Here is a 14,427-nt window from a genome sequence, read left to right as displayed (position 1 = left end):
TAAGAGTAGCAATGTGCGCATTTCTTATCAGCTTAAAGAGGGAAAAACGCTTTCCTTTCTAGCCCCATTTAAGGGCCTAGGTGAGGCGCTTTTCTCTTTGCAATAATAAAATCAAAAAATATGATTTGTATCTATTTCAGCATTGTTTTAATGAATAAAGTAATTTTTTATTGCTTAAAGTATATAATTTAAGCTTGCAGGTTATTTCTTTCTGAATATAGTGCAAACCTTTGGAGAGGTGGCCGAGTGGTTGAAGGCGCACGCCTGGAACGCGTGTATATGGGAAACCATATCGAGGGTTCGAATCCCTCTCTCTCCGCCAAAATATAATAAAATCAAATAGTTATGTAGAAGTTAGAGAAATTTTATTGCTTTGATTTTATTAAGTTTTTCAGATGCTATCTCTTGCCTTTTTGTAGTTTTTAATTGATTCAATAATTAGTTTTTGTGGTTAGCACTCTTTATAAAGAGACGCCGTTTTTTGCTATTCACCCAAAATTGCTTCTATGCGTAAAATTATACCTCTACCTCTGTATGAGCTAGCTTTTATTATAGGTTGTGTTTTTTATCTATAAGCTGATTTTAAATATTTGCTGCATTACATGCTTTTCTAAGCGAGTTACCAAGGAGGTTTCTTTGATAAGTTTCTTGCTCTACTTGTTGCTGATGAATGTTTCATCACCCATAGGATCAATTCCAAGTGCTTTTACTGGTTTAGGTAAGATGGGAAGAAGAACATCTGTTTGGAGTTTGCGTTTTTTCTATCTTTAAATGAATAATATTATTCGTTACGATTTTTCACCATAACGCTGATGGTTCTTGTTCTTACGAAGGTGTTCACGTTTTTTAATAGGAGCACGATCTACTTGTTAGGCAAACGCTACACATTTTGACTGCTCTTGGTTTACTTACAAACACTCTCTGGTGTGAGTTTTGTAAAAGTTACAAGGCAGCAATTATACACAAACTTCTGTTGAAGTAACAGGAGATGTTGAGACAAGAGCCAGTATTTCAGAAGGAGAAGTGGGCCTGCATTAAGGAGAATGGAAATGGTTATGAAGAAGCACCTTATATATAACCATTGAGGGTGATAGAAAAGATATCACAGCCAAAATCTATATCAAAAAAATGTCTACTTCCGTAACAGTAGAGCTAATTAGTATTGCTAACATTTGGAACTATTGTGATGACTGATGGACCGAACATAACAAAGAAGGAAGTTGTTGAGATGGGAAGAGATCTTATTTCAAGTGCACCAGCATAGCTAAGTTTATTTGTAAACAGTTTTCGTAAGAGAGAGATTTCACAGAAACAACCACATTCAATAGTTACTGGTATTGTTGATAAACAAATCTACCCAAAACTCTTAACGTCCCCTCCAAACAAAAGACATTTACTAACACAGTATTATAAAATTTCTCAAATAATTACACTACTCTGCAAATTAACCCCCTATAAACCATTTATTTCATTAAACAGAAATTGAAAAACACCCCAATTTATTTAACGAAATATCCCAACAAACACCTACAAGACAAGGCCAGCTTCAGTTTAAGAATAAGTGCATTACGAAAAATACTTTACTAGGAATTCGTTTTGAAAAAATGAAGCACCCCCTTTAAATTTTTTGCTCGTTATACATATACCCCCTTATCCTTTAACATAAAGCCAAGTTGCTTTCTAAACAGAGTTAAAGGTAACCACTGCACTCAGATTAACTACACTCAGGTTAATTGCTTTAAATTAAGGAGATACAAAAAACAGACACAGCCCATTAGTTATGTTTAGCTTTCTAAATAACGCTTTTGAAAAACAAAATATTCTCTCTTTAAATATTCTACACCCCCACATTAAAGAGAAAAAGATTCTTCACTAACGCTTATCAAGAACCCCCTCATATAACTTTATTCTTTCAAAGATCTAACACCACTACTTTTCTTTGTTTGAATAAAGCACACACACTCTTTTAAGCTAACAACGACTGAACTTAACCTAATGGCGACTAAATAACTTCTGATACCCAACTATACTACTTAACATTTTTATTTTGGAGGATTTGCTATGAAAAACACACACCCTTAAATTTACACACCCTTTGTAAGGATAAGCTCTTAAAGGTTTTCTCTCCTTACTAATTATTGTTGACACGAAAGCTTATTTGAAAGCTGAAAAACCACTTTTTTTGTTTTTTAGCTACGAAATTGGTTCCGCTTTATGGTTTGTTTGTATGTTTATTTTTGCAACACAAAACCCATTATCAAATCAAATAGCGCCCAATTATGACTTTTTGATGTCCAAATATGTTTTTTTATTTTTGAAAGATTTGTTATGAAGAAAGTACATATCGCTCCAAAAGACAAAAGCTTCAATGCTCCAAGGCCTCTTTTTGAGGTATCTTTGGTTAGAGCTGTTTCATTAGGGGCGGTAATGGCTGGGCTTTTATCGAGCGTTTCTCCAGTTTTTGCTTCTCATCTTTCTTCAACAGGGTCGACAGTTCAAAGTGTAAGTGTCAGTGCAGGTGTGGTTTCTGCCAATGTTGCTCATGGGCGTGTTGGGGTGGCTAATGGTGATCGTTCTTGTGGGGTGGACCAAGTTGTTAGCCGTGGTTTATCATCAAGTAAGAAAGTATCTGCAGAAGAGCAGTATAAGAAATTGAGCGCTAATCAACAATTTATCAATTGTGATCCTGATGGTTCTGTAATTCAACCAGTTACTTGGATTGCTGATACAGATGCTATGTCTCGCGCTATTGCTGCTGGTGTGAATATGAGACAAGTTACCGAAACGTCAGAGGGAATACAGGGTTATTTTAATAGTTTTACTTTGAGAGGTATTGGTACTCAGCTAGGTTCAAATGCGAATGCAGAGAGCGGAGAGGACGTTGCAATTGGCAGAGAAGCATGGGCTAAGGATGGTGGTTCTGTTGCTTTAGGTTTTTCAAGCCAGGCTCTCCAGTCACAATCTATTGTAATAGGTAATTACGCAAAGGCGGAGGGAATGAAGGCAATAGCTATAGGTTCTTTTGCTAATGCGAAGGAAATGAAGGCAATAGCCATAGGTTCTTTTGCTGATGCTAAATTAGGTACTGCTATTGGTTATGGTGCACAGTCATCTGTGGAGGGCGGTGTTGCTTTAGGTGATGATTCTAAAACCGAAGTTGGAAAATGGGTTTCAGGTTATGATCCTGGAAGTGGCATCGCTTCAATGGAAACGTCACCGATATGGAGAGGTACTGTAGGTGCAGTTAGTGTTGGTGATGTAAACAGTGGAAAAACACGACAAATTACAGGAGTAGCCGCTGGTTTTAAAGAGACTGATGCAGTGAATGTTGCCCAGCTGAAAGCATTAAAAACATGGGTAGAAGAAGAAGGTGGTGCTTGGCGACTTTCTGTTAACGGTCAAAATGCTACAAAAGTTAATAAAGACAGTAATCTCGATTTAGTTGCTGGAAGTAACAATATTAAGATTGTCAAAAGTGGTGATAGGATAACGTTTGATTTGAATAAGGAACTTGTACTGACGAGTGTCTGGACAAGAAATGTCCGCTTAATAGACGCTGGCTTACTTATTGTGAATGGTCCGTCAGTGACTGTTGCTGGGATCAATGCTTCGGATATGAAAGTTATGGGTGTGGCGGATGGAATTCTCCTTAGAGGGTCAAAAGATGCCGTCAATGCCAGTCAAGTTTATGAACTGAACAGTACGGTTGCAACGTATTTAGGGGGTAATGCAAACGTATTAGAAAATGTGGCACCGGCTTATACAATTCAAAACCAAGAGTATAATAATGTTGGAGAAGCATTCACAGGTGTTGATACTTCATTGACGCGGCTTTCTGGAAAAATTAACGATGTGGTAGACAACATTCTCGTAGAGCAAAATTCAGGAACAAGGCGGATCACCATTGGTGCCAAAACCGATGGTGCTGAGATTAAAATTACCAACCGTGAAGGAGAATCTCGGGTGCTTTCTGGAGTGAAGGATGGAGATCTTTCTGCACATTCGACAGAAGCAGTTAACGGTGCTCAGCTTTATAAGGTGGATGAAAGTGTTAAGACACTAGGTGGCACTGTATCAAAAGTTGAAGGGGAAGTGGCAAGTCTTGATACTAGTGTCACAAAACTTAATACGAACATTTCGAAGTATTTGGGTGGTAGTGCAAATATACTGACAGATAAGGCACCAATTTATACAATTCAAAGTCATGAACATGGTAATGTTGGTAGTGCCTTTGAGGGCGTTGATAGTGCACTGACACAGCTTTTTGGTAAAGTTGAGAACATTCTTGTGCACCAAAATTCAGGAACGAAGGTGATTACAATTGGTAGTGAAGTTGAAGGCAGTGAGATTTCCATTGCTAATAAAGACAGAGAATCTCGGGTGCTTTCTGGAGTGAAGGTAGGAGAGCTTTCTGCAAACTCGACAGAGGCAGTGAATGGTGCGCAGCTTTATAAACTGAGCAGTAATATATCTCAGTATTTAGGTGGAGATGCCAACATACTAGAAGATACAGTACCGACGTATACAATTCAAAAACAGACTCATAATGATGTTGGAGCCGCATTTGCTGGTGTTGATGCTTCATTAACGCAGCTTTCTAGTAGAATTGATGATGTGGTAGGTAGCAACCTTGTTCAGCAAGAGCCAGGGACGCATAAGATCACCGTTGGTGCTAAAGTGGGGGGCAGTGAGATCACAATTAACAACAGTGATGGAGCATCTCGAAAGCTTACTGGTTTGAAGGATGGGGAAGTTACTGCAGACTCGACAGATGCAGTTAATGGTTCGCAGCTTCATGAAGTCAAGCAAAGCTTTGATGTATTGACAGGCACATTGTCTGGTGTACAGGAGAATGTGACGAAGCTTGATACAAATATTAATAAGTATTTAGGTGGGGGCGCAAGCATACTTGCAGATACAGCGCCAACGTTTACAATTCAGGAGAAGGATCATCATGATGTTGGAGCTGCATTTGCTGGTGTTGATGATACATTAACACAGCTTTCTGGTAAGATTGATGGTGTTGCAAATGTGTTGAATAATGGTCTTGTTCAGCAAGATTCTATATTTGAGCTCATCACTATTGGTGCCAAAACAGGTGGTAATGAGATCTCTATTGCTAATAAAAATGGAGAATCTAGGAAACTTACTGGCTTAGCAAATGGAGATGTTTCAGAAGGTTCGACAGAAGCGATAACAGGTTCACAGCTTCATGGAGTCAAGCAAAGTGTTACCAATTTGCACAACACTATATTGGAGGTTGGAAGGAATGTCACAACCCTTGATGCGAATATTTCAGAGTATTTAGGTGGTGATTCCAACATACTAGAGGGTGTTTCACCAACTTACACTATTCAAAAACAGAGCTATAACAATGTTGGAGCTGCCTTTGCTGGTGTTGATGCTTCACTGACGAAGTTGCAGGACAATATCAATACAAATACTACAGCGGTTAAGGAGAATGCTTTATTTTGGAGTGATAAGGAGGAAGCCTTTGTTGCGCTTCATGTGAATAAAGGAGAAGGGCGAGGGGTAGCAGGAAACAACAAACTAAAGTTTCTTTTAGATGGGAAGATTACTGCAGACTCGACGGAAGCGATAACAGGTAATCAACTTTATGTGCTAAATAAACAGTTAGCAGCTTATTTTGGTGGAGGAGCTGGTTATCAGGATGGAAAGTGGACAGACCCAACATTTACAATTACGGATTTTGGTGCGCAAGGTCAGAATGGAGAACAGACGTATAATAATGTAGCTGAAGCTTTTGGTGCTGTTAATAGCAGTATGTCTGGTCTCAATGACCGTATTCAGCAAGTTGAACAGCAGACAGGTTCTCAAGTGAATTCTAATAGTTTAAATTGGAATAATGATAAAAATGCTTACGATGCTAGCCATAATGGTCAAGTTGGTAAGATAACCGATGTAGCAGATGGTACAATTGCACAGGGTTCTACTGATGCAGTTACAGGTAATCAACTTTGGGCGACGAATGAGAAGATCGACAACCTTGAAGGCAAGGTTGATGATATGATTAGTGGTATTAGCACCCTTACTGATGGGGTTGTTACCTATGATAAAGATGAACAGGGCAACAAAATCAATAGTATCACCTTAGTAGGTACTGATGATGATACACCTGTGCTCATTGATAATGTTGCGGATGGTAAAGTCGAAGAAGGCTCAAAACAAGCAGTCAATGGTGGTCAGTTGCATGGTTACGTTAAAGAACAAACGCAACTTGCTCTGGCAGATGCCAACAAATATACAGATGAGAAAATAGAAAATATAGTTGGTGATGCTGTTGCACAATCTAATGCCTATACCGATATGAAGTTTAATGCTTTAAGTTATAAGATTAATGTCGTCCAAAAAGAAGCAAGACAAGCAGCAGCTATCGGTTTGGCCGTATCTAACTTACGTTATAATGATACACCCGGTAAACTCAGTATTGCATTTGGTAGTGGTGTATGGCGCGGCCAATCTGCCTTCGCTTTTGGTGCAGGTTATACATCCGAAGATGGAGATATCCGCTCCAACTTCTCCGTTACCACCTCCGGAGGCCACTGGGGTGTAGGAGCAGGAATAAGCTTTACACTGAATTAATAACACCACATTATTAATAACGTAATATCAAGAATTAATATAACCACACATCAAAGATGTGATTTGGATAAAACGACTTAAATAAAAAAGACATTTTTATGAAAGGAAAAACTTATCCACAGCTTTTTTGATATATTATTACAAAAAACCACACAAAACCACAGCAACTTACCCCATAGATTCACTTGGAAATAAAACACATTTCAATTTTTACCAAGAACTCAGTCTAAAAAAGTGAAGCTAAAGCACCTTATTTTCTATTTACTAGTCCGTGTACACCCTTTAACATAAAACCAAGTCGCTTTCCAAAAAGACTTAAAAGTAACCACTGCACTCAGGTTAACTGCACTCAGGTTAACTGCACTCAGGTTAACTGCGCTCAGGTTAATTGCTTTAAATTAAGGAGATACAAATAACACACCTATCCCATTAGTTACGTTTAGCTTTCTAAATAACGCTTTTTAAAATGAAATATTCTCTCTTTAAACATCCCAACAAATTAAAGAGAAAAAGATTCTTCACTAACGCTTATTAAGAACCCACCTAAACAACTTTATTCTTTCAAAGATCCAACACCATCACTTCCCTTTGTTTGAATAAAGCACACACACTCTTTTAAGCTAACAACAACTAAACTTAATCTAATGGCGACTAAATAACTTTCGATGCCCACATATACTATTTAACATTTTTATTTGGAGGATTTGCTATGAAAACCACACACCCTTAAATTTACACACCCTTTGTAAGGATAAGCTCTTAAAGGTTTTCTCTCCTTACTAATTATTGTTGACACGAAAGCTTATTTGAAAGCTGAAAAACCACTTTTTTTGTTTTTTAGCTACGAAATTGGTTCCGCTTTATGGTTTGTTTGTATGTTTATTTTTGCAACACAAAACCCATTATCAAATCAAATAGCGCCCAATTGTGACTTTTAAATGGCTCAAATGCATTTTTTTTGATGTTTTTTTATTTTTGAAAGATTTGTTATGAAAAAAGTACATATCGCTCCAAAAAACAAAAGCTTCAATGCTCAAAGGTTTCTTTCTGAGGTATCTTTGGTTAGAGCTGTTTCATTAGGGGCAGTAATGGCTGGGCTTTTGTCGAGCGTTTCTCCAGTTTTTGCTTCTCATCTTTCTTCAACGGGGTTGACAGTTCAAAGTGTAAGTGCAGGTGTGATTTCTGCCAATGTTGCTCATGGGCGTGTTGGTGGGCGTGTTGGGGTGGCTAATGGTGGTCATTCTTGTGGGGTGGACCAAGTTATTAGTCGTGGTTTATCATCAGGTAATAAAGAGCAGTATAAGAAATTGACTGCTAATCGGCTTTCTGATGGTTCTGGTGGTTATTCCTTTGAGAGTAGTTGTAGGGCTGATGCATCAGTCAATGCATTACCGAGTACAAGTGTACGTTCTTTAATTGATGTAGCCGCAGAAGATTGGTTTTTAGAAGAAAATAATACCATCAACGGGTCTGTTAATACGAGGTCTGTCAATACAACGGGTACACATGTTGTTAAAATGCAGACTAGGGGGGTCGTTGACGAGATATTTTGTAAGCCAGGTGAGAAAACTTTATGTGTAGGTGAGGGGGGAAAGAAAGAAAATTATAATGTAGCGTCCACAGACCTTTCAGACAAATCAACAGAAGCAGTAAATAGTCCACAGCCTCGGATGCAGAAAGAGATTGATAAGTTGAAGAGCAGTATTGCGGCTGTGAAAGAAGATATCACAAAGCTTAATGATGGTGTTAATCTTTCTTTAGGGGGTGGTGCGAATGTATTAGAAGGTAAGGCACCGACGTATGAAATTCAGCAACAAAGCTATACAGGTGTTGCAGATGCGTTTGCCGGTGTTGATGGTAAACTAACAGAGCTTTCTGGGAAGATTGAAGGCGTAGGAGATATCAAAGTAGACAGATTTGTAGAGCGAGATAAACAATCGAATCGATTTACCATTGGTAAAAATATAAAAGGCAGTGAGATCTCCATTGTCAACCAGGGAGGAAAAGTTCGCGTCCTTACCAGTTTAGCAGATGGGTCTGTTACTGAAGGTTCGACAGATGCGGTAACAGGTAACCAGCTTTATAAGACCAGTCAGAATGTTGAGAAACTGACAGGTACCGTTAAGGGTGTTCAGGATAATATAACAAAGATTGATACGATTATTAATGCAACTTTAGCATTCGGGGCAAATGTATTACAAGGTAATCTACCAACTTATACAATTCAGCAACAAAGCTATACAGGTGTTGAAGCGGCTTTTAAGGGTGTTGATGAAAATCTGACGAATATTTCTGATAAGGTTAAGCTTATAGAGGGTCACAGTTTTGTTGAGCAAGATGAAGAGTCGAAGGTTATCACTATAGGTAAGAAAATCGAGGGCGATGAGGTTATAATTTCCGGTATTAAAGGAGCATCTCGAATACTCTCTGGTTTGAAGGATGGGGCTGTTACTGAAGGTTCGAAAGATGCAATAACAGGTGCGCAGCTTTATAAGCTGGGTAGTAATGTATCTGAATATTTAGGAGGTAGTGTAGATATACTGAAGGGAACAGCTCCGAAGTATGAAATTCAGGATAAAAACCATACAAGTGTTGCAGATGCCTTTAAAGGTATTGATAATACACTGACGACTCTTTCTGATAGGATTGGTAATGTAACGGGCATAATAAGTAATAGCCTTATAGAACAAGATGAGTCGCATAAGATCACCATTGGAGGCAAAGTGGAGGGCGGCGAAATCTCTATTGCCGGTAGTAAAGGAGTACGCAAACTTACCGACTTGGAAAAGGGGGAACTTGCTGAAAGCTCGACAGATGCAGTAACAGGTGCGCAGCTTCATGATGTTAAACAAAATGCTGAGAAATTGACTGAGACAGTGTCTAGTGTGCAGCAAAATATCACAAAGTTTAATGAGAATATTACGAAGTCTTTGGGTGGTGGTGCAGACGTACTGAAAGGTCAACAGCCGACGTATAAAATTCAGGATCAAGGCCGTACAGGTGTTGCAGATGCGTTTGCTGGTGTTAATGATACATTGACGGTTCTTTCTGGTAAAATTGGCGATGTAGAAAAGAACAGCCTTGTAAAGCAAGATAAGTCGGGTCTGATCACGATTGGTGCGAACGTAGAAGGTAGTGAGATCTCTATTGCCAACAATACGGGAGGAGTTCGCAAACTTACCGGTTTAGCAGATGGGTCTGTTACTGAAGGTTCGACAGATGCGGTAACAGGTAACCAGCTTTATAAGACCAGTCAGAATGTTGAGAAACTGACAGGCGCCGTTAAGGGTATTCAGGATAATATAACAAAGATTGATACGAATATTAATGCGTCTTTAGCAGGAGAGGCAAATGTATTACAAGGTAAGGCACCAACTTATACAATTCAGCATCAAGAACGTACAGGTATTGCCTCTGCGTTTGCTGGTGTAGATGAAAAGCTGACGTCTCTTTTGAGTGATGTTAAGAAAGCTACGAGTACGATAGGTAGTCACCTTGTATTGCAACAAGATTCAAAAATCACGATTGGTGCCAAGGTAGTAGGTGATAAGATCTCCATTATCGGTAGTGAAGGATTACGCAAACTTACCAACTTGGAAGAAGGAACTGTTTCAGATGTTTCAACAGATGCGGTAACAGGTAAACAACTTCATGGAGTTAAGCAGAGTGCTGAGAAGTTGACTAAGACAGTGTCTGGAGTGCAGCATAATCTCACAGAGTTTAATGAGAACGTTACGAAGTCTTTAGGAGGAAAGGCGGATATACTTTCAGGTAAGGTACCTACTTATAGCATTCAGGATAAAGAGCGTACAGGTGTTGCGTCTGCCTTTGCTGGTGTAGATGAAAAGCTGACATGGCTTTCTAAGCAGATTAACAGTGCGGAAGATGGCACGTTGATATATAATGATTTTGTATCCCAAGAGAAAGATACGAATATCATCACGATTGGTAAGGATGTCGATGGTGATAAGATTTCCATTTTGAATAATGAAGGAAAAGTTCGTGTCCTTTCTGGTGTAGCAGAGGCAACTGTTTCAGCACAGTCAACAGATGCGGTTTCAGGTAAGCAGCTTTATGAGACCCTTCAGAATGTTGAGAAGTTGAATAGCAGCGCTAAGAGTGTCCAGGGGGATATTAGCAAGTTTGATAAGAATCTGAATGCTTATTTAGGTGGTGGTGCAGATGTACTGAAGGGAACAGCGCCCACTTATATCATTCAGAAGTATGGGTATATTGATATTGGAACAGCTTTTGAGGGTGTAAGTAGTTCGCTTAAAGATCTTTCAGTGAAGGCTGTCAGTGCACAAGAGAGTGTACAAGCGAGACTTGAGGATGAGAAGCTTGTCGAACAAGATGAGTTTCATGTTATCACGATTGGTAAGGATGTCGATGGTGAGGAGATTTCCATTGTCAACCAGGATGGAAAAGTTCGTGTCCTTTCTGGCGTTGCAGAGGCAACTGTTTCAGCACAGTCAACAGATGCGGTTTCAGGTAAGCAGCTTTATAAGCTAGATCAAAGCATTGAGAAGTTGAGTAGTAGTACTAAGGATGTGCAGGGGGATATTAGCAAGTTTGATAAGAATCTGAATGCTTATTTAGGTGGTGGCGCAGATGTACTGAAGGGAACAGCTCCCACTTATAGCATTCAGGGTAAAGGGCATGATAATATTGCCTCTGCCTTTGAGGGTGTTGGTGAGAAATTGACAGACCTTTCTGCAAAGGTTGGTGAAGCGACAAGTAGCTTTGAAACTAGAATGGAGAGTGAGAAGCTTGTCACGCAGGATCCTGTATCGAATCTGATCATGATTGGTGCCGAAACTGATGGTACTGAGATTAACATTACTAACAGTGAAGGAACAGTTCGTGTCCTTTCCGGTGTTGCGGAGGGAGATGTTTCAAAAGGCTCGAAAGATGCGGTTTCAGGTAAGCAGCTTTATGAGTTAGCTCAAAGCATTGAGAAGTTGAATAGCGGTGCTGAGAATGCGCAGACAAATATAGCAACCTTTAATAAGAATCTTAATATTTATTTAAGTGGTGCAGATGTTCTGAACGGTACGGCTCCGAAGTATACTATTCAAGATAAGGAGCATGATAATATTGCCTCTGCCTTTGAGGGTATTGATACTTCACTGACAGGGCTTGCTAATAAAATTGACGATGTAGCGAATAGCGCGGCAGGTAATGGTGTGGTAGATAACGGCTTTGTGGAGCAAAACCCAGATACTGGTCTAATTACTGTTAGCGCTGAAACAGAAGGTGCGGAGATCAATATTGCCAATAATGAAAAAGCACCTCGAACACTTTCAGGTGTAGCTAATGGAGATATTTCAGAACATTCAACACAAGCAGTGAATGGTGCGCAGCTTTATGAGATAAACACCACGATAGCGCAGTATTTTGGTGGGGGCGCTGATTATAATGGCCAATGGAAAGAGCCGACATTTATGATTACAAACTTTGGTGCGCAAGGTCAGAATGGAGAACAGACATATAATAATGTAGCTGAAGCCTTTGGTGCTGTTAACACTAGTATATCAGGTCTCAATGATCGTGTTCAACAGGTTGAAAATCAGTATTCTAATAGTGTAAATTGGGGTGCCGACAAAGATGCCTATAGCGCTAGCCATAATGGTCAGGCTGGTAAGATTACCAATGTGGCCAATGGTGACATTAGCAAGGATTCCACTGATATGGTCACAGGTGATCAGCTTTGGGAGACGAATGAAAAATTTGGCAAGGTCGAAAACAAGGTTGACACTTTTATGGGTGGGATTGTCACCTATGATAAAGATGAACAGGGCAACAAAATCAATAGTATCACCTTAGTAGGTACTGATGATGATACACCTGTGCTCATTGACAATGTTGCGGATGGTAAAGTCGAAGAAGGTTCAAAACAAGCAGTCAATGGTGGTCAGCTATATGATTACACCAAAGAAAAAATGGACATTATTCTTGCAGACGCCAACAAATATACAGATGAAAAAATACAAAATATAAAAAATATACCTACCAATATCACAACACAAGCCAACGCTTACACTGATATGAAGTTTAACACTTTAAACTCTGAAATCAAAAAAGCTCAAAAAGAAGCAAGACAAGCAGCAGCTATCGGTTTGGCCGTATCTAACTTACGTTACAACAGTACAGCTGGTAAATTCAGTGTTGCATTTGGTAGTGGTATATGGCACGGCCAATCTGCCTTCGCTTTTGGTGCTGGTTATACATCTGAAGATGGAAGTATCCGCTCTAATCTATCCGCCACAACTGCAGGTGGTCATTGGGGCATAGGAGCAGGCTTAAGTTTAATATTAAAGTAATAAATCCTCCTTGTAATGTCTCACAGGCCTAAATTTTTATTTGGAGGATTTGTTATGAAAACCACACACCCTTAAATTTACACACCCTTTGTAAGGATAGGATGTTAAAGACCTCTTTTCCTTACTAATTATTGTTGACACGAAAGCTTATTTGAAAGCTGAAAAACCACTTTTTTTGTTTTTTAGCTACGAAATTGGTTCCGCTTTATGGTTTGTTTGTATGTTTTTTTGCAACACAAAACCCATTATCAAATTAAATAGCGCCCAATTGTGACTTTTAAATGGCTCAAATGCATTTTTTTTGATGTTTTTTTATTTTTGAAAGATTTGTTATGAAAAAAGTACATATCGCTCCCAAAAACAAAAGCTTCAATGCTCAAAGGTTTCTTTCTGAGGTATCTTTGGTTAGAGCTGTTTCATTAGGGGCAGTAATGGCTGGGCTTTTGTCGAGCGTTTCTCCAGTTTTTGCTTCTCATCTTTCTTCAACGGGGTTGACAGTTCAAAGTGTAAGTGCAGGTGTGATTTCTGCCAATGTTGCTCATGGGCGTGTTGGTGGGCGTGTTGGGGTGGCTAATGGTGGTCATTCTTGTGGGGTGGACCAAGTTATTAGTCGTGGTTTATCATCAGGTAATAAAGAGCAGTATAAGAAATTGACTGCTAATCGGCTTTCTGATGGTTCTGGTGGTTATTCCTTTGAGAGTAGTTGTAGGGCTGATGCATCAGTCAATGCATTACCGAGTACAAGTGTACGTTCTTTAATTGATGTAGCCGCAGAAGATTGGTTTTTAGAAGAAAATAATACCATCAACGGGTCTGTTAATACGAGGTCTGTCAATACAACGGGTACACATGTTGTTAAAATGCAGACTAGGGGGGTCGTTGGCGAGATATTTTGTAAGCCAGGTGAGAAAACTTTATGTGTAGGTGAGGGGGGAAAGAAAGAAAATTATAATGTAGTTGAAGCTTTTGAGGCTGTTAATAACAGTATGTCTGGTTTCAATGACCGTATTGAGCAAATTGAAAATCAGATGGGTTCTCCAGTGAGTTCCGATAGTTTAAATTGGGATGATGACAAAAATGCTTATAGTGCTAGTCACGGTGGCCAGGCTGGTAAGATCACTGATGTAGCGGAGGGTGTAATTGCAGCGGATTCCACAGATGTAATCACAGATAGTCAACTTTGGGCGATGAATGAGGAGATTGACAGTCTTAAAAACAAAGTTGATAATGTGATTGATCAAGTTAACACTCTTACTGCCGAGGTTATTACCTATGATAAAGATAAACAGGGCAACAAAATCAATAGTATCACTTTAGCAGATACTGATGATGATATACTTTGATGATATACTTGTGCTCATTAACAATGTTGCGGATGGTAAAATTGAAAAAGGTTCAAAACAAGCAGTCAATGGTAGTCAACTGAAAGAACAGATGAGCGTTGTTCTTGCAGACGCAAACAAATATACAGATAAGAAAATAGAAAATATAGTTGGTGCTG

Annotated in this window: 4 protein-coding genes and 1 tRNA gene; all 5 read left to right on the top strand. The window is 39.2% G+C overall.

Annotation, left to right across the window (positions count from 1 at the left end; genetic code table 11):
* Positions 1-232: 232 nt before the first annotated feature.
* A tRNA-Ser gene (locus tag J7R05_RS06320) sits at positions 233-322 on the top strand.
* Between the two features lie 2,006 nt (positions 323-2,328).
* Positions 2,329-6,603 (top strand): Vomp family autotransporter, encoded by a 4,275-nt coding sequence (locus tag J7R05_RS06315; protein WP_208541656.1) that lies wholly within the window; start codon positions 2,329-2,331, stop codon positions 6,601-6,603.
* Positions 6,604-7,592: 989 nt separating this feature from the next.
* Positions 7,593-12,926, top strand: coding sequence for a YadA-like family protein (locus tag J7R05_RS06310; protein ID WP_208541655.1), 5,334 nt, complete (start codon positions 7,593-7,595; stop codon positions 12,924-12,926).
* A 332-nt stretch (positions 12,927-13,258) separates the two neighbouring features.
* Complete coding sequence (locus J7R05_RS06305; RefSeq protein ID WP_208541654.1) at positions 13,259-14,269, top strand: hypothetical protein; 1,011 nt, start codon at positions 13,259-13,261, stop codon at positions 14,267-14,269.
* On the top strand, positions 14,253-14,427 hold a 175-nt coding region (locus J7R05_RS09655; RefSeq protein ID WP_425490165.1), incomplete at its 3' end, for a hypothetical protein. The genes J7R05_RS06305 and J7R05_RS09655, both read left to right, overlap by 17 nt.

It is taken from the genome of Bartonella capreoli (assembly GCF_902813205.1).
GTDB classification, from domain to species: domain Bacteria; phylum Pseudomonadota; class Alphaproteobacteria; order Rhizobiales; family Rhizobiaceae; genus Bartonella; species Bartonella schoenbuchensis.
This window is presented reverse-complemented; position numbering and strand designations above follow the sequence as displayed.